Genomic DNA, 20,618 nt, shown 5'->3' with positions numbered 1-20,618 from the left:
CTGGTCAGGTCAAAACCAGACCTTCCAAATCAGCTGTTAGCGGGTACTCCACGGGGTCACAGGGCGTTCGCGCGGCACATCGTCGAGCGTGACCTCGACTCGCTCGTCGAAGAAGCAGATCAGTCCCCGCACGGGCCCGGCGTCCTGCAACGGATCGTGGTAACTCCACGCCACATCGGCGGGGCCGTCCGGCAGCGAGTAGTAGCTTGCCCGACCCTTGTACGCGCAGAAGCTGATCGTGTTGCTGTCGGCGAGCGCCACCGCCACGTCCTGGCGCGGAAGGTAGAACCGAGTCGGCAACAGCGTCTCGAAAAGTAATGTGGGATGGTCGGATTCGGCCAGCAAGCGGCCGTCGAGCTCGATGCGGATGTGCCGGCTGCTGCGTAGGACGTCGATGCGGTGGAACGGGTCGCGCGGGTGGGCGACGATCGGCTCGTCTTCCTCGCGCCACTCGAAGGCGGCGAAGTCGAGGATCAGGTACCCGTCGAGGTCCGGATCGTCGGGCTGATAGGCAGCGGCGGCGCCGGTCTCTTCACCCGCGATCACGTCGTAGGTGGTGCCCGGACAACTATGGGTGGTGAACGGGACGGACGGGTCGAGAAACCCGGGGATCTCGTCGTCGTTGCCCGCGGCGCCCGCAGGCACCAGTCCGGCGGTGAGGGCCGTGCGGGGCACCGCGTAGGTCGGGACAACCCGACGCGGTTCCCACACCAGCACGGCCTCGCAGGTATCGGCGACCGGCTCACCGCCCATGCAGGCACGGATGCGTTTCGCCGTCGGTTGATAGCGAAGCGAGTTCAGACGTTCTGCCAGTAGGTTCGACACCTTGGCGGCCATGCCGACCATTATCGGCCGCTTGGCCGACAACTGTCAGGTACCGACGTAATCCGCGAGGTGTTTCCCGGTCAGCGTGGCCCGGGATGCGATCAGATCGGCCGGGGTGCCCTCGAAGACCACCTGGCCGCCGTCGTGGCCCGCGCCGGGACCCAGATCGATGATCCAGTCGGCGTGTGCCATGACGGCCTGGTGGTGTTCGATCACGATCACCGACTGCCCCGCATCCACCAACCGGTCCAGCAGGGCCAGCAATTGGTCGACGTCGGCCAGATGCAGCCCGGTGGTGGGCTCGTCGAGGATCAGCACGTTGCCGGCCTCACCCATGTGGGTGGCCAGTTTGAGCCGTTGCCGCTCACCGCCGGACAACGTGGTCAGCGGCTGGCCGAGGCTCAGATAGCCGAGGCCGACGTCGCCCAGACGTTCCAGGATCTTGTGCGCAGCAGGGACTTTCGCCTCGCCGCCGGCAAAGAACTCGGTTGCCTCGGTGACCGACATCGCGAGCACCTCGCTGATGTCGCGACCGCCGAAGGTGTATTCCAGTACCGACGCGTCGAACCGGCGCCCTTCACACACCTCGCACAGTGACTCGACGGTGGCCATCACGCCGAGGTCGGTGTAGATGACGCCGGCGCCGTTGCACGACGGGCAGGCGCCCTCCGAATTGGCGCTGAACAGAGCGGGTTTCACGCCGTTGGCCTTCGCGAACGCCTTGCGGATGGGCTCCAGCAGGCCGGTGTAGGTGGCCGGGTTGCTGCGCCGCGAGCCCCTGATCGGGGTCTGGTCGACCGTCACCACGCCGTCGCGCCCCGAGACCGATCCGTCGATCAACGAGCTCTTGCCGGACCCCGCGACCCCGGTCACGACGACGAGCACCCCCAGCGGGATGTCCACGTCGACGTCGCGCAGATTGTGCGTGTTGGCGCCGCGGATCTCCAGTGCACCGTCGGCCTTTCGGACCTCGGGTTTCAGCGCAGCACGGTCGTCGAGATGGCGACCGGTGACCGTGTCGCTGGCCCGCAGCTCCTCCACCGTGCCCTCGAAGCAGACGGTGCCGCCTGCGGTGCCCGCGCCCGGCCCGAGGTCGACGACATGATCGGCGATCGCGATGGCCTCGGGTTTGTGTTCGACGACCAGCACGGTGTTGCCCTTGTCCCGTAATGCGAGCAGCAGTTCGTTCATCCGGGCGATGTCGTGCGGGTGCAGCCCGATGGTGGGCTCGTCGAACACATAGGTGACGTCGGTGAGCGATGAGCCGAGATGCCGGATCATCTTGGTGCGCTGGGCTTCTCCACCTGACAGCGTGCCCGACGGGCGGTCCAGCGACAGGTAGCCCAACCCGATCGTGACGAAGGAGTCCAGCGTATGGCGCAACGACGTCAGCAGCGGTGCCACCGTCCCCCGCGCGTGGCTGGCGCCACTGTACGCGCGGGCGGTACCCCCATTGTCGTCGATGCCCTTGATCCAGTCGGCGAGATCGCTGATCTGCATGGCGCAGACCTCGGCGATGTTGAGCCCCTTGATCTTCGACGACCGGGCTTCCGCCGTGAGCCTGGTGCCGGCACAGTCCGGGCAGACGGCGAACGTCACCGCACGTTCCACGAACGCGCGGATGTGCGGCTGCATGGAGTCGACGTCCTTGGACAAGAACGACTTCTGGATCTGCGGTATCAGCCCGGCGTAGGTCAGATTGACGCCGTCGACCTTGATGCGCGTCGGCTCCTGGTACAGCAGCGCGTCGAGTTCCTTCTTGGTGAACTTGCGGATCGGCTTGTCCGGATCGAAATAGCCGCAGCCCCGGTAGATTCGGCCGTACCAGCCGTCCATGCTGTAGCCGGGAATGGTCAGGGCGTTCTCGTTGAGCGACTTGCTGTCGTCGTACAGCGCGGTCAGGTCGATGTCGCTGACCGATCCGCGGCCCTCGCAGCGCGGGCACATCCCACCGGTGATGCTGAAGCTGCGGCGTTCCTTGGTGGTGCGGCCACCCTTGGAGACGGTGACCGCACCCGCGCCACTGATCGATGCCACATTGAACGAAAACGCCTGTGGTGAACCGATATACGGTTTGCCGATCCGGCTGAACAGGATGCGCAGCAGTGCACCCGTGTCCGTGGCCGTGCCGACCGTGGACCGTGGATCGGTACCCATCCGCTGCTGGTCGACGATGATCGCCGTGGTCAGGCCGTCGAGCACATCGACCTCGGGGCGCGCCAGGTTCGGCATGAAACCCTGGACGAACGAACTGTAGGTCTCGTTGATCAGCCGCTGGGATTCTGCAGCGATCGTGCTGAACACCAGCGAACTCTTGCCCGAACCGGACACCCCGGTGAACACCGTCAGGCGCCGCTTGGGCAGCTCCACACTGATGTCTTTGAGGTTGTTCACGCGGGCGCCGTGCACGCGGATGAGGTCGTGGGTGTCAGCCGGGTGGACCTGGGTGGTCTTGGGGCTCTTGGCCATTCAGCGGATCTCCTGGAGACGGATGAGGTTGCCTGCCGGGTCACGCAACGCGCAGTCGCGGATGCCGTACGGCTGATCGGTCGGTTCCTGAATGATCTCGGCATCCGTCGCCTGCAGCTTTTCGAAGGTGCTGTCGAGATCCTTGGTGGCCAGCAGCAGGCTCGCGAAGGTGCCCTTGGCCATCATCTCGGAGATGACGCGTTGCTCCTCGTCGGTGATGCCGGGGGTGGCCTCCGGCGGGAACAGCACGATGGAGACATCGGGCTGGTCCACAGGTCCGACGGTGATCCAGTGCATGCCGTTGTAGCCGACGTCCTTGCGGATTTCGAAGCCGAGGACGTCGCGGTAGAACGTCCTGGCGGCCTCCGGGTCGTTCTGAGGAAGGAAGCTTGAGCTGATGGTGATGTCCATGTCCGTCACGCTAATTGCGGTTTGGTGCTCGACGCTTCTCGATTCCTGATCGGTCTGGTCACCTGCTTGGCGACGCACGACGGGATGCCCTCGGCCGAGTCGGCCATCTGCTGGCGGTAGGTGCTTGGCGGGATGCCGACGAGTTCGGTGAAGCGGGTGCTGAAGGTGCCCAGCGACGAGAACCCGACTGCGAAGCAGACTTCCGTGACCGTGAGATCGCCGACGCGAAGCAGCGCCATGGCGCGTTCGATACGCCGGGTCATCAGGTAGCTGTACGGCGATTCTCCGTACGCCAGCTTGAACTGCCGGGACAGATGCCCGGCCGACATGTTCACCCCGCGCGCGAGAGCTTCGACGTCGAGCGGCTGGGCGTAGTCGCGGTCCATCCGGTCGCGCACACGGCGCAGCAGCGCGAGGTCGCGCAGTCGTTGCACGTCGGGGCTGTTGGCCACCTGATCGATGCTGCCACAAGTCGCCCGGCGTCAGTCTGCGGCGGCGGTAGGCTGCGGGCGGTGAGACCGGCGCAGCTGGCCGCGCTGGGGTTGCGGCAACGTGACGGGGTCACCTGCGGCCCGACCGTCGCGGTGGTGGCGGGTGTGCTGATGGATCCCGCATACCGCGCGAGGCTGCTCGGTCCTGGCGGCCGGGAGTGGTTCTCCGCCGAGCAGCATCGGGTTCACGACGAGATCAACCGCCTGTGGCCCCGCCGGCTCGGCGCGACCCCGGCAGGCATGGCACGGGCACTGAGCAGACCCGACGTCCCCTACCGTTGGCGACCCTTTCGCGGTACTGACGATGGCTTGGCCGATGTCCTGGGTGCGCTCACCGCCGACCGGCCGGTAGCCATGCTGGTCGGTGGCCACGGAATTCCACGGCACTGGGTGCTGATCGTGGCGGCGGCCGGCAACGCGCTGCAGTGTTACGAGCCGTCATCGGGAATGGTGGTGCCCGTCGAGATCGCGGCGGTCCGCGAAGCGCGTCTCACCGGGCTGGGATTTCCGCGGCCGTTCGCGTTCGTCCTGCCGAGGGGCAGTCGGTGAGTAGCGTCGAAGCCATGGCCCGAAAGTATGCGACGGCAGACGCCGTGGATCTCACAGCCCTACTCGACTTCGTTCGCCCGCGACATCGGATGGTGCTGACGACATTTCGCGCAGACGGCACGTTGCAGAGCTCGCCCGTGACGGGTGGGGTGGACGAACAGGGACGGATCATCGTCGCGAGTTATCCGCAGCGCGCCAAGGCGGCCAACATCCGCCGGACCCCGCTTGCGAGCGTGACGGTGCTCTCCGATGAGTTCAACGGGCCGTACGTCCAGGTCGACGGCGACGCCGAAGTCATTGCTCTGCCCGACGCCGTCGAACCGCTCGTCGACTACTACCGCTCGATCGCCGGTGAGCATCCGGACTGGGACGAGTACCGGCAAGCGATGGTCGACCAGGGCAAGTGCCTCATCCGGCTGACGCCGCGCCGCTGGGGCCCGGTGGCCACGGGCGGGTTTCCTCCGGAGTGACGCCCGGTCGTGGCGCCGGTCTCGGCGTTGACACTGCGCTGACGGCGTGAGCATCTCGAAGTTTTGCGCCCACACCGCAGAGTCAGAACTGCCAGTCGACTGCTCAGCGTCGGCCGGCCGGGCGGTAGAGGTGTCAAATCGGATGCGTTGCGTCTGCTAGCACGTCAAACTATAGTCTGGACACATGTCCAGAGGGTGCGGAGTCGCTGCGTGAGTCCGTCTGCCCTGTTCAGCGCCGTTTCCGCCGACGAGTGAGCTGACTATGCGTATCGCGTTGCTGTCCTATCGGAGCAAGACCCACTGTGGCGGGCAGGGCGTATATGTCCGTCATCTCAGCGCCGGGCTGGCCGAGTTGGGTCATCAGGTCGAGGTGTTCTCCGGCCAGCCCTATCCGGAGATCCTGGACCCCAGGGTCAAGCTGACCGAGGTCCCCAGCCTCGACCTGTACCGCGAGCCCGACCCGTTCCGGGTGCCGCGACTCAGCGAGATTCGCGACCACATCGATGCGCTCGAACTGCTGACGATGTGGACCGCGGGCTTCCCGGAACCCCGCACGTTCACCATGCGGGCCGCGCGGATGCTGGCCCGACGCCGTGACGAGTTCGACGTCGTACACGACAACCAGAGCCTGGGCACGGGGCTGCTGAAGATCGCTCACCTGGGGCTTCCGGTGGTCGCCACGGTGCACCACCCCATCACCCGGGATCGGCAGGTCGAGGTCGCCGCTGCCACCTGGTGGCGTAAACCGTTGGTACGCAGGTGGTATGGCTTCGCGGAGATGCAGAAGCAGGTGGCCCGGCGGATGCCGGAACTGCTGACGGTGTCGTCGTCCTCGGCGGCCGATATCGCCGAGGACTTCGGAGTGGCCCCGGGGCAGCTGCACGTCGTGCCGCTCGGGGTGAACACCGAGCTGTTCAAGCCGTCGGCGCAGCAGGTCAGCGGCCGGATCATCGCGATCGCCAGCGCCGACGTGCCGCTCAAGGGCATCAGCCACCTGCTGCACGCCGTCACCAGGTTGCGGGTCGAACGCAACCTGGACGTCCAGCTGGTGTCCAAGCTCGAACCCAACGGCCCCACCGAGAAACTCATCGCCGAGCTCGGTATCTCCGACATCGTGCACAGCTCCAGCGGGCTGTCCGACGCAGAACTGGCCGAACTGCTGGCTTCTGCCGAGGTCGCCTGCATTCCCTCTCTCTACGAAGGCTTTTCGCTGCCCGCGGTGGAGGCGATGGCCAGCGGCACGCCGATCGTCGCGAGCCGAGCGGGAGCCCTGCCCGAGGTGGTCGGCAACGACGGCGAGTGCGCCCGGCTCGTCCGGCCCGCCGACGTCGACGAGCTGACGGCGGTGCTCGGCCAGTTGCTCGATTCGCCGTTGGAGCGACGCAGGCTCGGCGCGGCCGGCCGGCGGCGGGCGCTCGACGTGTTCAGTTGGGAATCTGTTGCTGCACAGACTGTTTCGGTGTACGAGATGGCGCGTGCCAGGTGCGGAGGGGTGACAAGATGCTGACCGTTGATTTCGACCGGCTCGGGATCGGACCGGGCACATCGGTGATCGATGTGGGCTGCGGTGCGGGCCGGCACACCTTCGAGGCCTACCGCCGGGGCGCCGACGTGGTGGGCTTCGACCAGAGTGTGTCAGACCTCAACGACGTCGAGGCGATGCTGCGCGCCATGCGGGACGAGGGGCATGTCCCGCTCTCGGCCAAGGGTGAGGCCGTGAAGGGCGACGCGCTCGACCTGCCATACGCCGACGGCAGTTTCGACTGCGTCATCGCCTCGGAGATCCTCGAACACGTGCCCGAGGACGACCGCGCCATCGCTGAACTGGTGCGGGTGCTCAAACCCGGTGGCGCGCTGGCCATCACGGTGCCGCGCTGGCTACCGGAGAAGGTGTGCTGGCTGCTGTCCGACGAATACCACGCCAACGAGGGCGGGCACATCAGGATCTACCACGCCGACGTGTTGCGCGACAAGGTGCTGGCCCACGGCCTGGAGCTGACCCACACCCATCACGCCCACGCCCTGCATTCGCCGTACTGGTGGCTGAAATGCCTTGTGGGAACCGACAAGAACGATCACCCGGCAGTCAAGGCGTATCACCAGCTGCTGGTGTGGGACATGATGGGCAGGCCGTGGGTGACCAGGGCCGCCGAGTCGCTGCTCAACCCGGTGATCGGTAAGAGCGTCGCACTGTACTTCACCAAACCGGCGGTCGACGTTGCGACTGCCTGAAGCTCCGGGGGTGGCAGGTGTCCTGACGCCTGCCGCGTGCCGCCAGACCGCAGAGTCGATCGCGGCGACCCAGGAGTCTTCGGGCGCCCTGCCGTGGTTCGACGGCGGGCACACCGACCCGTGGGACCATGTCGAGAACGCCATGGCGCTCACCACAGCCGGACTCATCGAACCGGCCAGGGCTGCGTTCGACTGGTGCCGCACGGTGCAGCGGCCGGACGGCTCATGGCCCATCCAGTTGCGCGCCGGCGTCATCGAGGATGCCAACAGCGACAGCAACTTCTGCGCGTACGTGGCGACCGGGGTCTGGCATCACGTGTTGATCACCCGCGACCGCCGGTTCGCCGAGACGATGTGGCCCGTGGTGTCCGCGGCCATCGACTTCGTCCTCGGCCTGCAAGCCTCCGGCGGCGAGATCTATTGGGCCAGTACACCCTCGGGCCCGGTGCGCGAGGCGCTACTGACGGGCTGCGCGAGCATCTACCACAGCATCCGGTGCGGATTGGCGCTCGCCGACTACCTCGACGATCCTCAGCCGGAATGGGAGGTCGCGCTGGGGAGACTCGGCCACACCATCGTCGCGCATCCGGAAGCCTTCTCCGCCAAGGACACCCACGCGATGGAGTGGTACTACCCGGTGCTGGGCGGGGCGCTGCAGGGAGCGGCTGCCCTGGCCCGTATCGAGGAGCGCTGGAACGACTTCGTGGTACCAGGGCTGGGCATCCGCTGTGTGGATCACCGGCCATGGGTCACCGGCGCCGAGACGTGCGAACTGGTGATGGCGCTGGACGCGATCGGTGACACCCGCCGTGCGCACCAGCAGTTCACCGCCATGCAGCACCTGCGGGAGGGCGACGGATCCTATTGGACCGGACTGGTTTTCGCCGACGGCAAACGCTGGCCCGAAGAACGCACCACCTGGACGGGTGCGGCGATGATCCTGGCGGCCGACGCGCTGTCGTCGACCACGCCCGCCAGTGGCATCTTCCGGGGCGAGGGCCTACCCCGGGGTCTGGAAGGCGACTTCGACTGCGAATGCGTCGTCAGCGACCGCTAGTCCTCCTCGCGTGCGGGTCCAGAGATCCGCTCCAGCACCCGCATCGAACCCACCACGGCCACCTCTCGGAACACCCCGGTGTCGAGCGCGCGCTGATAAATGTGGAACGGGGCCTGGCCGCCGTCGGCGGGGTTGGGGAACACGTCGTGGATGATGAGCGCACCGCCGACCTCGACCCAACGGGCCCAGCCGTCGAAATCCCGCTGCGCCGCCTCCTCTGTATGGCCGCCGTCGATGAACAACAGCCGCAACGGCATTCGCCAGCCCCGGGCCACGATCGGCGACTTTCCGACCACTGCCACGACGTGCTCGTCGAGACCGGCGGCGTCCAGGGTGTGCCGCATGGTGGGCAACGTGTCGAACAGCCCGGTGACGGGATCGACCAGCGAGGCGTCGTGGTACTCCCAGCCCGGCTGGTGCTCTTCGGAACCATGGTGATGATCGACGGTGTACACCACCGCACCGGTCTCCTGCGCGGCCGCACCGAGCAACACTGTCGACTTCCCGCAGTACGTCCCGATCTCCACGCCGACCCCGCCGTCGAGGTAGCGGACCGCGGCGTCGTAGAGAGCGCGTCCCTCGTCGGCAGGCATGAAACCGGTGACCTGCTCTGCCAGCGCGAAAAGGCGCTCGGCGCGCGGTGACAACGGCGATGACACAGTGTCGGCGGAGCTCATGGGATCACAATCTACGTTGCTGGTCTCAGGGCGTTGTAGTAGCGTCCGGACACGTGTCCGATCCGGCCTTGGAGTCGACTCGTCGTCGGCTGACCGCACGGCAAGCCGACACCGTCGAACGTCTGGGCCGCGCTGCGGTCGAGCTGATCAGCCGCGAAGGTTTCGCCGGGTTGACCGTGCGAAGGGTGGCGGCTGAGGCGGGCGTCGGATCGGCGACCGCCTATACATACTTCTCGTCCAAGGAACACCTTGTCGCCGAGGTGTTCTGGCGCAGGCTCGCCGGCGCACCGCCCGCACCGCACACGTCGCCGGACCCCGCGACCCGGGTGGTGGAGGTGCTGCAGCACATCGCATCGCTGGTGGCCGACGAGCCCGAATTCGCCGGTGCGGTGACCAATGCCCTGCTCGGCAGGGATCCCGACGTCGAGGTGCTGCGTCAGCGCATCGGCGCCGACATCCGTGGCAGGCTCGCCGCCGCGCTGGGCCCGGAAACCGATCCCGACGTCATCGAATCGCTGGAGCTGCTCTACTCCGGGGCACTGGTGCGGGCCGGTATGGGTTACGAGGCGTACCCGGCCATCGCGCGCCGACTGGAGAAATCAGCGCGGCTGATGCTCGGCTGAGTCGGCGCGGGGGCCGAGGATGGCCTGCGACGCGGCCACGGCCGGACCGTAGATCTCGCGGATCTCGCGGCCGTCTTCGACGATCATCGCGGTCAGTTCACGCAGTCCGCCCAGCAGGATGATCGCCATCGGGCGGGTCAGCTCGGGCAGCTCGGCGTGCCGGAAGCCTGCGTTCGCGCTGAGATCGATGAGCAGATCGGTGAGTTCACGCATGGCTTCGCGCTGCAACGGGCGCGCCTGGGCGCCGAGCGCGGGCAGTTCCCGGATCCAACTCAAGGTGACGGCAGGGGCGGATTCGATGTGGTCGACGTAAGCGCCGACGGCTTGTGCGATCTGGTCCTGCCACGGCGCGTCGGCGTCGACGGCGGTCCGGATCTCGCCGACCAGGCGCGCGTTGTTGAGCCGCAGCAACTCGATGAAACACGCTTCCTTGCTGGAGAACTGGTCGTAGAAGGTGCGTTTGGAGGTGCGGGCGTGCCGGACGACGTCGGCGACCGTGGTTTCGCGATAGCCCTTGTCGGTGATGGCTGCCGCGAGCCCGTCGAGCAGGCGCAGCCGGAAGGCGTCCGTTCCGGCCGGAGACCCGGAACCCGCGAGTGCAGCAGTCATGTCACCACCCTTGCGTCGCTTGGTACCTGCGAGTACCGTACTACACACGTTAGTGGTACACGGCAGTACCAACATGTGGCTGGAGATGGCATGACCGAAACAGTGACCGTCGTACAACCCGAAATCACCGAGGCGCGGATACCGCCGGGCCCCCGGATTCCCGTCGTGCTGCAGGGTGCCGGGTATGCGCTTGCCCGGCGGTGGATGGTCAAGCGGATCTCGCGGCGCTACGGCGACATCTTCACCCTGCGGCTGCCGATGTTCGGCCGCACGGTCATCGTCGCCGAGCCGCAGCTGGCCAAGCAGCTGTTCCAGGCCAACACCGAGGACGTCGGCAACGTCCAGCCCAACCTGAGCCGCATCCTCGGCTCGGGATCTGTCTTCGCCCTCGACGGCACCGATCACCGGCGCCGGCGCAAGCTGCTGACCCCGCCGTTCCACGGCAAGAGCATCCGCAACTACGAGGCCATCTTCGAGGAGGAAACGCTGCGCGAGGCGGCGAACTGGCCGGAGGGCAGGGAGTTCGAAACCCTCGAGCCGATGATGCGCATCACCCTCAACGCCATCCTGCGTGCGGTATTCGGTGCCGACGGCGAACAACTCGACGAGCTGCGGCGCATCATCCCGCCCTGGGTGACCCTCGGGTCACGGCTCGCCGTGCTGCCCAACCCGACGCGGGACTACGGCCGGTTCAGCCCATGGGCGCGGCTGGCCAGATATCGCAGCCAGTACGACGCGGTGATCGACCAGCTGATCGAACGGATCGAATCCGACCCCGAGTTCGAGCACCGTGACGACATCCTCGCGCTGCTGCTGCGCAGCACTTACGAAGACGGTTCGGCGATGTCCCGCAAAGACATCGGCGACGAGCTACTGACGCTGCTGGCTGCCGGTCACGAAACCACGGCGTCCACGCTGGGGTGGGCGTTCGAACGCATCAGCCGCCATCCCGAGGTGCTCGCCGAACTCGTCGCCGAGGCCGCGACCGACGGCAACGAGTACCGCCAGGCGACCATCCTGGAGATACAGCGGGTCAGGACCGTCATCGATTTCGCAGGCCGCCACGTCTACGCGCCGGCATTCGAACTCGGCGACTGGGTGATCCCGCAGGGCTACTCGGTCATCGTCGCGCTCGCCGCGATCCAGGAACGGCCCGAGGAGTTCCCGGACCCGGGCCGGTTCGACCCGCAGCGGTTCGTCGGCAGCCGCCCCGGCCTGGGCTGGATCCCGTTCGGCGGTGGCACGCGGCGTTGCGTGGGAGCGGCGTTCGCCAACGTCGAGATGGATGTCGTGCTGCGAACGGTGTTGCGGCACTTCGTCATCGAGACCACGACCGCACCCGGCGAGAAGGTGCACTCGCGCGGGGTGGCGTACACGCCGAAGTCGGGCGGCCGGGTCGTCATGCACCGGCGCGCCACGCCGCTGGGGCAGTAGCGGTTACTGGTTGGCGGTCTGCCGCTTCGGCAGCTTCCAGCCCGGCCGCGGGAAGTGGCAGGTGTAGCCGTTGGGGAAGTGCTGCAGGTAATCCTGGTGCTCGGGCTCGGCCTCCCAGAAGTCGACGGCGGGCGTGACCTCGGTGACCACCTTGCCCGGCCACAAACCCGACGCGTCCACGTCGGCGATGGTTTCCAGTGCGACGCGCTTCTGCTCATCGTCGAGGTAGAAGATCGCCGACCGGTAGCTGGTGCCGACGTCGTTGCCCTGCCGGTCCTTGGTGCTCGGATCGTGAATCTGGAAGAAGAACTCCAGCAGTGCCCGGTAGTCGGTCTTGGCGGGGTCGTAGACGATCTCGACGGCCTCGGCGTGGCCGGGATGGTTGCGGTATGTGGGGTGGTCGTTGCGGCCACCGGTGTAGCCCACGCGTGTCGACACCACGCCCGGCTGCTTGCGGATCAGATCCTGCATGCCCCAGAAGCAGCCGCCCGCGAGGATTGCCGTGGAGTAGTTGCTCATTGCGCTCGCTCCTTCAATAGGGTCTGTCGGCCGGTGGGTCCCATTGTGCTCCGCCGCTACCGTGGGACCCATGCGCATAGCTGTAACCGCAGCTCTGGCCGGTTTACTCCTGACAGCCGGAGCCGGGCGGGCCGCCGCGGAGCCGACGGCCGTGCCGGAGGTGGCGCCGGACCCCGCGCGCACGGTCTTCGTCGACGACCCGGCCATCGTCGCCCCGCACGTCACCCGCATCGCATCCTGGGCGCGCAGCGGTGAGGGCCTCGCGGTGAATTTCACCGCGGGCACCCCCGACTGCTTCGGTGTGCACGTCAGCGCGCAGGAGACCGACCAGACTGTCACCGTGGATCTGCGTGGCGGCACGCCACCGGAATCGGTGGGAAGAATGTGTATCGCGCTGGCGGTCCGCGCAACGGTGGACGTGCCGCTGTCCGCGCCGCTGGGGGACCGGAAGGTGCTTGCCGTCGAATGGTAGAACGTGTTCTAGTTCTTGGGTGAGCAAGACGTTCAGCCGCGAGGAGCTGGCCGCGGCGTTCGCGACCTTCGAAAAAACCGTGGACCGCGCCGCCACGACCAAGGACTGGGACGTGTGGGTGGAGCACTACACACCCGACGTCGAGTACATCGAGCACGCGGCGGGCACGATGAAGGGCCGCGACGAGGTGCGGGCCTGGATCTGGAAGACCATGACGAGCTTCCCGGGCAGCTACATGACGGCGTTCCCGTCGCTGTGGCACGTGATCGACGAATCGACCGGACGGATCATCTGCGAGCTGGACAACCCGATGGTCGACCCGGGCGACGGCACCATCATCAGCGCCACCAACATCTCGATCATCACCTACGCCGGCGACGGGATGTGGTCCCGCCAGGAGGACATCTACAACCCGCTGCGGTTTGTGTCCGCCTCGATGAAGTGGTGCCGCAAGGCCGCCGAGCTCGGCACGCTGAGCGACGAGGCAGCGCACTGGATGCAGCGGATGGAGAAGATGGGACGGCAGGCATGACGGCTCTGGTCATCGGCGCCAACGGATATCTGGGCTCGCACGTCACCCGCCAGCTCGTCGAGGCCGGCGAAGACGTCCGGGTGATGGTGCGGCCCGGCGCCAACACGATCGGCATCGACGATCTCGATGTCACCCGGTTTATCGGCGACATCTGGGACAGCGCTGTGCTGCGCGAGGCGATGACCGGCGCCGACGTCGTCTACTACTGCGTCGTCGACACCCGCGGCTGGTTGCGCGACCCGGCGCCGCTGTTCCGCACCAACGTCGAGGGCACCCGCAACGTGCTCGACGTCGCCGTGGAGCCCGAAATTGCTTCTGGCTTACGACGTTTCGTGTTCACCAGCAGTTATGCCACCGTGGACCGACGGCGGACCCGGGTGTCCAACGAGGACGACGTCATCGGTCCGAACCAGATGAAACGCCTCACGCCGTACGTGCGGTCCCGCGTGCTTGCCGAGAACCTGGTGCTGCAGTACGCCCGCGAGCGCGGGTTACCCGCCGTCGCGATGTGCGTCTCCACCACCTACGGCGGCCGCGACTGGGGCCGCACCCCGCACGGCTCCATCATCGCGGCGGCAGCGTTCGGCAAGCTGCCGTTCGTGATGAGCGGCATCGAGCTGGAAGCCGTCGGCGTCAACGACGCCGCGCGGGCCCTGATTCTGGCGGCGGACAAGGGTCGCATCGGGGAGCGCTACCTCATCTCGGCGAAGATGATCAGTAACGCCGAGGTGGCCCGCATCGCCGCGGACGCCGCCGGTGTCGCGCCGCCGGCGAAAACCATCCCGCTGCCGCTCACCTACGCGCTGGCCACGATCGGCACCATCAAAGGCAGACTCAAAGGCACCGAAGAGCAGATGTCGCTGGCATCGCTGCGGCTGATGCGTGCCGAGGCTCCCGTCGACCACGGCAAGGCCGAGCGTGAACTCGGTTGGCGCCCAGGGCCGGTCGAGGATTCCGTGCGAGAGGCGGCTCAGTTCTGGGTGGGTGTGCGCGCGGCCAGACGCGCCGCGAAGCAGGGCTGAACGCCACGCCGGTAGGCGTTAAAGGCTTGTGCTGCAACTGTATTACCGCGCTAGCCTGGCGAGATGACCGAAAAGCTCAAGGTCGACCTGCGCGGCGCGCCGCAGACCATGCTCGCGACGTTCTACGCCAAGGCTCTCGACGCCGACCTGCCCAACTCGATCCTGCACGACACCTGGGCCAGGGACATCGTCGACCGCATCGACTACGACTGGAGTCAGACCACCATCACGGCGACCAAGTCGCCCGCGGTGACCACGCGCAGCGCACACTTCGACCGGTGGGCCCGCCAATTCCTGGCGGTGCATCCCGACGCCGTCGTGCTGCACCTGGGTTGCGGGCTGGACAGCCGGTTCTTCCGGCTGGCTCCCGGGCCTGGCGTCGAGTGGTACGACATCGACTATCCCGACGTCGCGCGGTTGCGCACACAGCTCTACCCGGCCGCCGAGCACTATCACGTCGTCCCCGCGTCTGTGACGGATCCCACTTGGCTGCAGGGCATTCCGGCCGGACGGCCCACCCTGATGATCGCCGAGGGCCTGACCATGTACCTCACCGAGCAGGACGGCATCGCCCTGCTGCGCAGAGTCGTGGACCACTTCGACACCGGCGAGCTGCAATTCGACGCGTTCAACCGGTGGGGCATCAAGGGGGACTGGACCAACGCCGTCGTGCGTCGAGCCGGAGCCCACCTGCACTGGGCCATCAACAAACCCGAGGACATCCTCGACGCCGTCCCGGGTACCCGGTTGCTGGCCTGGACATCACCCTTCGACGACGACTCGTTCGACCACGTGGTGTGGTACTACCGCTGGACCGTCAAGGCGATGGGGACGCTGCCCGCGCTGCGGTACATGGCCCAGTACCACCGCTACGCATTCTGAGGCCTTCACACGAGAAAGGGGCATCCCGTGCGGGATGCCCCTTCTGACTGCGTATGTCAGCGGCCGCTGTGGCGCACCGTGTTGTCGACGCTGGGGACGTTCACCTTCGGCTGGATCTGATCCAGCCAGCCCAGGTGATCGACACCGGCCGAGATGGTCGTCGACGACGCTGTGGCGGGGACGGCGGCCTGCGCTTGCCCGGCCAGGCCCAGCAGGCCTGCCCCCAGCGCGCTTGCGGTGATGACGGCAATCCCGAACTTCTTCATCTCTGTCTCCCTCTTTACCTCCGGCTCCGGGTGGTCCGTGCCGTTCGGACTGTCCAAACACAGTGCTCAGAGGGATAATTCCGGTGGCAGAAATTGATCGGCGGATGGCAGAAACAATGATGTTCACCCGGATTTCCGGGCCCGCGCGACGACAAGTCCTGGCAGAATCTGGCGATGCCCAACGCGATCTCCAATCCGGTGAACGGCCGTGTCTCCCACTGGTTCGACAGACTGCCCGCATACCGGCCCGCGCTCGGCGGCGACCGTGACGCCGACGTCTGCATCGTCGGCGCCGGCTACACCGGGTTGTGGACGGCCTACTACCTGAAGCAGGCCGACCCCAGCTTGCGGATCACGGTCCTGGAGGCGCGGTTCGCCGGGTTCGGTGCGTCGGGCCGCAACGGCGGATGGCTGTCGGGCCTGGCCCCCGGCGACCGGCACAAATTGGCAAAAACCCATGGCCGCGAACAAGTACTGGCGTGGCAGCGGGCCCTCAACGACGCCGTCGACGAGGTCATCGGCGTCGCCGAGCGGGAAGGCATCGACGCGGGTGCGGTCAAGGGCGGAACCCTGGAGATCGCCCGCAACCCGGCGCAGGCCGCCCGCCTGGCCGGCTCCGCAGCCGAGGAACGCCGGTGGGGCAACGACGTCACCGAGCTGACCGGAGAACAAGCAGCACAACGTATCCGGTTTGCCGGTCTGGTATCGGCGTATCACACACCGCACTGTGCCCGGATTCAACCCGCCCGGCTGGCACGCGGTCTTGCCGACGCCGTCGAACGGCTCGGCGTCACGATCTACGAGCAGTCCCCGGTCACCGACATCGTCGCGGGAAGGGCCGTCACGGCCAACGGAACCGTGCGTGCCCCCATCGTGCTGCGCACCACCGAAGGATTCACGCCTGCGCTGCCCGGGCTGCGCAGGCGATGGCTGCCGATGAACAGTTCGATGATCGCCACCGAGCCGATCCCTGCCGACCGGTGGGACGAAATCGGTTGGGAGGCACGGGAAACGGTCGGTGACGCCGCGCACGGATTCTTCTACGCGCAGCGCACCGTCGACAACCGCATCGCCATCGGCGGGCGAAGCGTGCCGTACCGCTATGCGTCGCGCACCGACAAGGACGGCCGGGTGCCGGGCAAGACCATCCGGCAGCTCACCGACGTGCTGCACTCGATCCTGCCGCAGGTGCGTGACATCCCGATTGCTCACGGCTGGTGCGGGGTGCTGGCAGTGCCGCGCGACTGGCAAGCGGGGCTGGCGCTCGATCGAACCACCGGATTGGGCTGGGCCGGCGGCTATGTCGGCCACGGCGTGACCGCGACCAACCTGGCTGGTCGCACCCTGGCCGATCTGGTGCTCGGCCACGACAGCCCGAACACCGCGCTGCCGTGGGTCGGGCACCAATCACGCACCTGGGAGCCCGAACCGCTGCGCTGGCTTGGCGTGCGCGGCCTGTACATCGCGTACAAGCTGGCGGACCGGCACGAGGCGGGTGGCCGGGCGTCGACATCTCCGATCGCGCGGGTCGCCGACGTCATCACCGGCAAGCCGCACTGAGTGGTCACCGTTCGGCGCGCTCCTTGAGCCGCTCCAGCGTCCGCTCGATGTGCTCTGCGTTGGCGCCGCCGCGGTCGGAAACCCCGGTGGCCAGGCCGCCGACGACCTTGAACCACCCCGCGCGCTGGTCCCACGTGGACTCGGTGACGGTGCAGCCGGTTTCGGTTGCGGCGATGTCGTAGCGCCAGTGCGCCACCGGGAACACCAGCGACTTCACGTCGAACGCAAATGTCTTGCCGGGGTCGGCGGCGGTGACCGTGCAGGTGGTGGTCCACGTGCGTGAACCGTTGCGGTTCTGGCCGACGAACACCGAACCGGGCGCGGCCGAATCGCCCTTCTTCCACCGCATGGTGTACGCCTCCTCGGCCAGCGACGCCAGTGTCGGCAGGTCGGTGATCAGTGCATACACCGCTGCGGGATCGGCGGCGATCGACACCGAAGCAGTCACGGAGGCCGGCGCGGAAGCTGTCATGGGCCCGATCGTAACCGGGGAATTCGACGCCTACCGGCCCGCGTTGTGATCTCTATGACAGACCGACCGGTGCTGCAACCGACGGCGGCACATCCCATCACCATCGAACCAACCGGGCGCCGCGTCACCGTCCGGATCAACGGCGAGGTGGTCGCGCAGACCGACGACGCGTTGACCCTGCAGGAGTCGACCTACCCCGCGGTCCAGTACATCCCGTTGGCCGACGTGGTGGCTCCGCTGACCCGTAGTGACACCACGACGTACTGTCCCTTCAAGGGCGAGGCCCACTACTACAACGTCGCCGGCGTCGACGACGCGATCTGGACCTACGAAGAGGCCTATCCGGCGGTCGCCGAGATCACCGGACGAGTCGCTTTCTACACCGACAAGGCGGATGTCAGCGTCGGTGCATAACCTTGTCGGGTGGCGACCGCCAGTGTGGTGTTCGACGGCCCGGCGAGTCCTGGCCTGACGCTGGCACCGCTGCAACGCAGCGGACGCGATCCGTGTTATCGCACCACGTCCGACGGGGCGATCTGGCGCACGAGCCTCATGCGCACCGGCGCGGTGACCGCGCGGATCGTCAAGACCGCACCTGACACCGTCGAGTGCGAAGCCTGGGGCGACGGCAGCGGCGAATTCCTCGACGGGCTGCCCGAACTGCTCGGCGCTGCCGATGACGACAGCGACTTCAACCCTGTCGAGCCGACCATCGCCGCGGCCTATCGGCGCACGCCCCATCTGCGGCTGGGCCGCACCGGTCGGGTGCTTGAGGCGCTGATCCCGGCGATCATCGAACAGCGGGTCTCCGGCATGGATGCCTGGCGGGCCTGGCGTGCGCTCGTGACCAAGTACGGCGCTCCGGCGCCCGGCCCCGCGCCCAGCGGGATGCGGGTGCCGCCGAGTGCAGAGGTGTGGCGACGCATCCCGTCGTGGGAGTTTCACCGCGCCAACGTGGACCCGGGCCGGGCCCGCACCATCGTCGGTTGTGCCCAGCGGGCCGACGCGCTGGAACGGCTCACGGCCGACCGGGCGGTGGCGGGCCTGCGCTCACTGCCTGGGGTGGGTGAGTGGACGGCCGCCGAGACCGTGCAGCGGGCGTTCGGGGACGCCGATGCGCTATCGGTCGGCGACTACCACCTGGCCACGGTGGTGGGGCTGACCCTGCTGGGTACCCCGATCGACGACGCCGCCATGGTCGAGCTGCTGGAACCGCTACGGCCACACCGACACCGCGCCGTGCGGTTGCTGTATGCCAGTGGCATGGCCGGCAATCCGCGCCGGGGCGCCCGGCAGGCGATACCGAATCTGCGGGCGCTCTAGGTCGGCGGTTGACCTCAACGATGGTTGAGGTGCCAGCCTGGGACGCATGCCTACCTGGATATGCACCGGATGCGGTGTCGAACATCCTCACTCCGATGCCCGCCCGCCGGAGAACAGCTGCGTGCTCACCTCGGAGGTGGTCTCGATCGAGGAGCGCGGTGACCTTCCGCCGCACGGAACCTGGACGACGCTGGAAGCCCTTGCCGCACAGCCGCATCACACCGAGTACGCCGATCACGGGCGCGGCGTGCACAGCCTGCGCCGGGTGCCCCGGTTCGCGATCGGGCACCGGTCGTTCCTGGTGCAGACCGCAGGCGGCAATCTGCTGTGGGACGCGCCGAGCTATCTCGATGACGACGTCGTGGAACTGGTGCGCCGGCTCGGCGGTGTCGCGGCGATCGCAGCCAGCCACCCACACATGTTCGGCGCCCAGCTGAGCTGGAGCAGGGCCTTCGACCGAGTGCCGGTGTACGTGAATGCCCTTGACCAGGAATGGCTTCCGCAGCAGGATCTGCTGATCGAGCTGTGGCGCGACGAGATCGAGCCGGTGCCGGGCGTGCGGCTGGTGCACGTCGGAGGGCACATGCGGGGTAGCTCGGTGGCGGTGACCGCGGATGGCACGCTGCTGGCGGGGGACACCATCAGCGGTGGCTTGGCGCGCAACTGGGTGTCCTTTCAGCGCAGCTTTCCCAAGAACATCCCGTTGTCGGCGGCGGTGGTGCAGCGCATCGTGACACGGCTGGACGCCTACGACTACGACCGGCTCTACACCCTCGGCGGCGACGAGATCGACAGTGCTGCCAAGGACGTGGTGCACCGGGCGGCCGAGACCCACATCCGCTGGGTCAGCGGGGAGTTCGACCACCTCACCTAGTCGGTTCCCGGGTACGCCGTGAGCCGGGCCAGCAGCGCCACTTCTCCGTCGGTGCGGACGGCTTTCGCATCGGCCACGCCGCTGCTGCGTCCGACGCGCAAAGTCGTTGCCTCATAACGGGATTCTCCGCCGGCCAAGAACTGGCGCAGATAGTTGACCCGAAGCGACGCGGTCTGCAACAGATGCTGCGCCCGGCCGTCGTTGACCGCGGCGGAGGCCACCAATTCCAGTGCGGTGGCCGAGATCCCGCCGTGCACGATGCCGATCAGGTTGTTCAACGCCGGGTCCGGCAGTTGCCGCAGCACTTTGGCGCCACCGCCCTCGGCGACGTCGACCGCCAGCCGCGCGGCCAACGTCGGCGGCACGCCGGCTGTGTCGGTGTCACGCGAGCTCGGCGGCCACTGGGCGAGATGTTCGGGCGCGCGGATGTGAAACGACCGCACGGTGGCGGTGGCCACCGGGATGCGGCCACACGTGAGTTCGCAGATGCTCATCGACGTCGTGCCTTTGGGGCCGAACGGCCGCGCCGTCGCGGTCACCGGGTGCTCGGTCGCGCGGGCGATGGCGCGTGTCGCGGCGCCGGTGAATTCGATGGCCAACTCGCTGGTGACCGTCCATTCGTCGGGATTGCGGCGCAGGTGATTGGCCAGGCCGCCGATGTGGTCGACCAGCATGGCCAGCGGACCGACGGTCGGCGCGCCGGTCAGCGGGTTCGCCAGGCCCGCGAGCGGGATCGAGGCGACACAGCGGTCGGCGCTTTCTTCCAGTGTTTCGATCTGGAAGCGGCCCAACGGGGTATTCGACGGATAGCGCATTGCGATCAACAGTTACGCCGTCAGCTGTGGTCAT

General features: G+C 67.5%; 25 protein-coding genes. 15 read left to right on the top strand and 10 right to left on the bottom strand.

What is annotated here, in order from left to right; genetic code table 11:
- Positions 1 to 36: 36 nt before the first annotated feature.
- The 4 genes from BST13_RS35080 to BST13_RS35065 are packed head-to-tail and all read right to left on the bottom strand — an operon-like array spanning position 37 to position 4,091.
- Complete coding sequence (locus tag BST13_RS35080; RefSeq protein ID WP_083170454.1) at positions 37 to 837, bottom strand: DUF427 domain-containing protein; 801 nt, start codon at positions 835 to 837, stop codon at positions 37 to 39.
- A gap of 33 nt (positions 838 to 870) precedes the next feature.
- Entirely contained in the window at positions 871 to 3,294 is a 2,424-nt protein-coding gene (locus BST13_RS35075) for an ATP-binding cassette domain-containing protein (RefSeq protein WP_083170430.1), read from the bottom strand.
- Positions 3,295 to 3,705, bottom strand: a complete 411-nt coding sequence (locus BST13_RS35070) for a VOC family protein (RefSeq protein ID WP_083170453.1) — start codon at positions 3,703 to 3,705, stop codon at positions 3,295 to 3,297.
- A 5-nt stretch (positions 3,706 to 3,710) separates the two neighbouring features.
- Positions 3,711 to 4,091 carry a helix-turn-helix transcriptional regulator gene (locus BST13_RS35065; RefSeq protein ID WP_425437096.1) on the bottom strand — a complete coding sequence of 127 codons (381 nt, stop codon included), beginning with the start codon at positions 4,089 to 4,091 and terminating at the stop codon, positions 3,711 to 3,713.
- 126 nt (positions 4,092 to 4,217) lie between these two features.
- Between BST13_RS35065 and BST13_RS35060 the strand changes: the two genes are divergently transcribed.
- The 5 genes from BST13_RS35060 to mmpH all read left to right on the top strand — a co-directional run bounded on the left by BST13_RS35060 (position 4,218) and on the right by mmpH (position 8,504).
- Positions 4,218 to 4,745, top strand: a complete 528-nt coding sequence (locus tag BST13_RS35060; protein WP_083170428.1) for a hypothetical protein — start codon at positions 4,218 to 4,220, stop codon at positions 4,743 to 4,745.
- 14 nt (positions 4,746 to 4,759) lie between these two features.
- Positions 4,760 to 5,215, top strand: a complete 456-nt coding sequence (locus BST13_RS35055) for a PPOX class F420-dependent oxidoreductase (protein ID WP_083170452.1) — start codon at positions 4,760 to 4,762, stop codon at positions 5,213 to 5,215.
- Between the two features lie 262 nt (positions 5,216 to 5,477).
- On the top strand, positions 5,478 to 6,722 hold the full coding sequence (gene manT / locus BST13_RS35050; protein WP_083170427.1) for an MMP alpha-(1->4)-mannosyltransferase: 1,245 nt from the start codon (positions 5,478 to 5,480) through the stop codon (positions 6,720 to 6,722).
- Positions 6,716 to 7,447: a class I SAM-dependent methyltransferase gene (locus tag BST13_RS35045; RefSeq protein ID WP_083170426.1), complete on the top strand. Its 732-nt coding sequence runs from the start codon at positions 6,716 to 6,718 to the stop codon at positions 7,445 to 7,447. The genes manT and BST13_RS35045 overlap by 7 nt, the downstream gene beginning before the upstream one ends.
- Positions 7,440 to 8,504, top strand: a complete 1,065-nt coding sequence (gene mmpH, locus BST13_RS35040; RefSeq protein WP_083170451.1) for an MMP endo-(1,4)-3-O-methyl-alpha-D-mannosidase — start codon at positions 7,440 to 7,442, stop codon at positions 8,502 to 8,504. The genes BST13_RS35045 and mmpH overlap by 8 nt, the downstream gene beginning before the upstream one ends.
- Here mmpH and BST13_RS35035 read toward each other — a convergent pair.
- Positions 8,501 to 9,181 (bottom strand): class I SAM-dependent methyltransferase, encoded by a 681-nt coding sequence (locus tag BST13_RS35035; RefSeq protein ID WP_083170425.1) that lies wholly within the window; start codon positions 9,179 to 9,181, stop codon positions 8,501 to 8,503. The genes mmpH and BST13_RS35035 overlap by 4 nt on opposite strands.
- A gap of 53 nt (positions 9,182 to 9,234) precedes the next feature.
- Here BST13_RS35035 and BST13_RS35030 point away from each other — a divergent pair, with 53 nt between their 5' ends.
- On the top strand, positions 9,235 to 9,804 hold the full coding sequence (locus BST13_RS35030; RefSeq protein WP_083170424.1) for a TetR/AcrR family transcriptional regulator: 570 nt from the start codon (positions 9,235 to 9,237) through the stop codon (positions 9,802 to 9,804).
- Here BST13_RS35030 and BST13_RS35025 read toward each other — a convergent pair.
- Positions 9,781 to 10,413 carry a TetR/AcrR family transcriptional regulator gene (locus BST13_RS35025; protein ID WP_083170423.1) on the bottom strand — a complete coding sequence of 211 codons (633 nt, stop codon included), beginning with the start codon at positions 10,411 to 10,413 and terminating at the stop codon, positions 9,781 to 9,783. The genes BST13_RS35030 and BST13_RS35025 overlap by 24 nt on opposite strands.
- Before the next feature lie 90 nt (positions 10,414 to 10,503).
- Between BST13_RS35025 and BST13_RS35020 the strand changes: the two genes are divergently transcribed.
- Positions 10,504 to 11,847 carry a cytochrome P450 gene (locus BST13_RS35020; RefSeq protein WP_083170422.1) on the top strand — a complete coding sequence of 448 codons (1,344 nt, stop codon included), beginning with the start codon at positions 10,504 to 10,506 and terminating at the stop codon, positions 11,845 to 11,847.
- A gap of 3 nt (positions 11,848 to 11,850) precedes the next feature.
- Here BST13_RS35020 and msrA read toward each other — a convergent pair whose 3' ends face one another.
- The gene (msrA, locus tag BST13_RS35015) at positions 11,851 to 12,366 is read right to left on the bottom strand and encodes a peptide-methionine (S)-S-oxide reductase MsrA (protein WP_083170420.1); all 516 of its coding nucleotides are present in this window, start codon (positions 12,364 to 12,366) and stop codon (positions 11,851 to 11,853) included.
- 70 nt (positions 12,367 to 12,436) lie between these two features.
- Here msrA and BST13_RS35010 point away from each other — a divergent pair, with 70 nt between their 5' ends.
- The 4 genes from BST13_RS35010 to BST13_RS34995 all read left to right on the top strand — a co-directional run bounded on the left by BST13_RS35010 (position 12,437) and on the right by BST13_RS34995 (position 15,274).
- Entirely contained in the window at positions 12,437 to 12,838 is a 402-nt protein-coding gene (locus BST13_RS35010; RefSeq protein ID WP_095533838.1) for a hypothetical protein, read from the top strand.
- Positions 12,839 to 12,857: 19 nt separating this feature from the next.
- Entirely contained in the window at positions 12,858 to 13,370 is a 513-nt protein-coding gene (locus BST13_RS35005; RefSeq protein ID WP_083170416.1) for a nuclear transport factor 2 family protein, read from the top strand.
- Positions 13,367 to 14,392 carry an NAD-dependent epimerase/dehydratase family protein gene (locus BST13_RS35000; protein WP_083170414.1) on the top strand — a complete coding sequence of 342 codons (1,026 nt, stop codon included), beginning with the start codon at positions 13,367 to 13,369 and terminating at the stop codon, positions 14,390 to 14,392. Before BST13_RS35005 ends, BST13_RS35000 begins: the two co-directional genes overlap by 4 nt.
- 63 nt (positions 14,393 to 14,455) lie before the next feature.
- Positions 14,456 to 15,274 (top strand): class I SAM-dependent methyltransferase, encoded by an 819-nt coding sequence (locus BST13_RS34995; protein ID WP_083170412.1) that lies wholly within the window; start codon positions 14,456 to 14,458, stop codon positions 15,272 to 15,274.
- 56 nt (positions 15,275 to 15,330) lie between these two features.
- On the opposite strand, the gene BST13_RS34990 is transcribed toward BST13_RS34995, so the two are convergent.
- Positions 15,331 to 15,540 (bottom strand): hypothetical protein, encoded by a 210-nt coding sequence (locus BST13_RS34990; RefSeq protein ID WP_083170410.1) that lies wholly within the window; start codon positions 15,538 to 15,540, stop codon positions 15,331 to 15,333.
- A 174-nt stretch (positions 15,541 to 15,714) separates the two neighbouring features.
- On the opposite strand from BST13_RS34990, the gene BST13_RS34985 reads away from it, so the two are divergent.
- Entirely contained in the window at positions 15,715 to 17,100 is a 1,386-nt protein-coding gene (locus BST13_RS34985; protein WP_083170408.1) for an NAD(P)/FAD-dependent oxidoreductase, read from the top strand.
- A 4-nt stretch (positions 17,101 to 17,104) separates the two neighbouring features.
- On the opposite strand, the gene BST13_RS34980 is transcribed toward BST13_RS34985, so the two are convergent.
- On the bottom strand, positions 17,105 to 17,572 hold the full coding sequence (locus BST13_RS34980) for an SRPBCC family protein (RefSeq protein ID WP_083170406.1): 468 nt from the start codon (positions 17,570 to 17,572) through the stop codon (positions 17,105 to 17,107).
- A 54-nt stretch (positions 17,573 to 17,626) separates the two neighbouring features.
- On the opposite strand from BST13_RS34980, the gene BST13_RS34975 reads away from it, so the two are divergent.
- The 3 genes from BST13_RS34975 to BST13_RS34965 are packed head-to-tail and all read left to right on the top strand — an operon-like array spanning position 17,627 to position 19,769.
- A complete protein-coding gene (locus tag BST13_RS34975) occupies positions 17,627 to 17,986 on the top strand; it encodes a DUF427 domain-containing protein (RefSeq protein ID WP_083170404.1) in 360 nt (119 codons plus the stop codon).
- Positions 17,987 to 17,995: 9 nt separating this feature from the next.
- Positions 17,996 to 18,895: a DNA-3-methyladenine glycosylase family protein gene (locus BST13_RS34970; RefSeq protein ID WP_211296262.1), complete on the top strand. Its 900-nt coding sequence runs from the start codon at positions 17,996 to 17,998 to the stop codon at positions 18,893 to 18,895.
- A gap of 46 nt (positions 18,896 to 18,941) precedes the next feature.
- Complete coding sequence (locus tag BST13_RS34965) at positions 18,942 to 19,769, top strand: MBL fold metallo-hydrolase (RefSeq protein ID WP_211296261.1); 828 nt, start codon at positions 18,942 to 18,944, stop codon at positions 19,767 to 19,769.
- On the opposite strand, the gene BST13_RS34960 is transcribed toward BST13_RS34965, so the two are convergent.
- Complete coding sequence (locus tag BST13_RS34960; RefSeq protein WP_083170402.1) at positions 19,766 to 20,584, bottom strand: PaaI family thioesterase; 819 nt, start codon at positions 20,582 to 20,584, stop codon at positions 19,766 to 19,768. The genes BST13_RS34965 and BST13_RS34960 overlap by 4 nt on opposite strands.
- Positions 20,585 to 20,618: the final 34 nt, after the last annotated feature.

Source organism: Mycobacterium aquaticum, assembly GCF_002086485.1.
Lineage (GTDB): Bacteria > Actinomycetota > Actinomycetes > Mycobacteriales > Mycobacteriaceae > Mycobacterium > Mycobacterium aquaticum.
This window is presented reverse-complemented; position numbering and strand designations above follow the sequence as displayed.

Bases quoted from the DNA above. Each gene is read 5' to 3' on its own strand.
- BST13_RS35080 (WP_083170454.1), bottom strand. From the start codon at position 837: ATGGCCGCCAAGGTGTCGAACCTACTGGCAGAACGTCTGAACTCGCTT.
- BST13_RS35000 (WP_083170414.1), top strand. From the start codon at position 13,367: ATGACGGCTCTGGTCATCGGCGCCAACGGATATCTGGGCTCGCACGTC.
- BST13_RS35055 (WP_083170452.1), top strand. From the start codon at position 4,760: ATGGCCCGAAAGTATGCGACGGCAGACGCCGTGGATCTCACAGCCCTA.
- BST13_RS34980 (WP_083170406.1), bottom strand. From the start codon at position 17,572: ATGACAGCTTCCGCGCCGGCCTCCGTGACTGCTTCGGTGTCGATCGCC.
- BST13_RS35025 (WP_083170423.1), bottom strand. From the start codon at position 10,413: ATGACTGCTGCACTCGCGGGTTCCGGGTCTCCGGCCGGAACGGACGCC.
- BST13_RS34990 (WP_083170410.1), bottom strand. From the start codon at position 15,540: ATGAAGAAGTTCGGGATTGCCGTCATCACCGCAAGCGCGCTGGGGGCA.
- BST13_RS34975 (WP_083170404.1), top strand. From the start codon at position 17,627: ATGACAGACCGACCGGTGCTGCAACCGACGGCGGCACATCCCATCACC.
- BST13_RS35065 (WP_425437096.1), bottom strand. From the start codon at position 4,091: ATGGACCGCGACTACGCCCAGCCGCTCGACGTCGAAGCTCTCGCGCGC.
- BST13_RS35075 (WP_083170430.1), bottom strand. From the start codon at position 3,294: ATGGCCAAGAGCCCCAAGACCACCCAGGTCCACCCGGCTGACACCCAC.
- msrA (WP_083170420.1), bottom strand. From the start codon at position 12,366: ATGAGCAACTACTCCACGGCAATCCTCGCGGGCGGCTGCTTCTGGGGC.
- BST13_RS35035 (WP_083170425.1), bottom strand. From the start codon at position 9,181: ATGAGCTCCGCCGACACTGTGTCATCGCCGTTGTCACCGCGCGCCGAG.
- BST13_RS34985 (WP_083170408.1), top strand. From the start codon at position 15,715: ATGCCCAACGCGATCTCCAATCCGGTGAACGGCCGTGTCTCCCACTGG.
- BST13_RS34960 (WP_083170402.1), bottom strand. From the start codon at position 20,584: ATGCGCTATCCGTCGAATACCCCGTTGGGCCGCTTCCAGATCGAAACA.
- BST13_RS35070 (WP_083170453.1), bottom strand. From the start codon at position 3,705: ATGGACATCACCATCAGCTCAAGCTTCCTTCCTCAGAACGACCCGGAG.
- BST13_RS34965 (WP_211296261.1), top strand. From the start codon at position 18,942: ATGCCTACCTGGATATGCACCGGATGCGGTGTCGAACATCCTCACTCC.
- manT (WP_083170427.1), top strand. From the start codon at position 5,478: ATGCGTATCGCGTTGCTGTCCTATCGGAGCAAGACCCACTGTGGCGGG.
- BST13_RS34995 (WP_083170412.1), top strand. From the start codon at position 14,456: ATGACCGAAAAGCTCAAGGTCGACCTGCGCGGCGCGCCGCAGACCATG.
- BST13_RS35010 (WP_095533838.1), top strand. From the start codon at position 12,437: ATGCGCATAGCTGTAACCGCAGCTCTGGCCGGTTTACTCCTGACAGCC.
- BST13_RS35020 (WP_083170422.1), top strand. From the start codon at position 10,504: ATGACCGAAACAGTGACCGTCGTACAACCCGAAATCACCGAGGCGCGG.
- BST13_RS35045 (WP_083170426.1), top strand. From the start codon at position 6,716: ATGCTGACCGTTGATTTCGACCGGCTCGGGATCGGACCGGGCACATCG.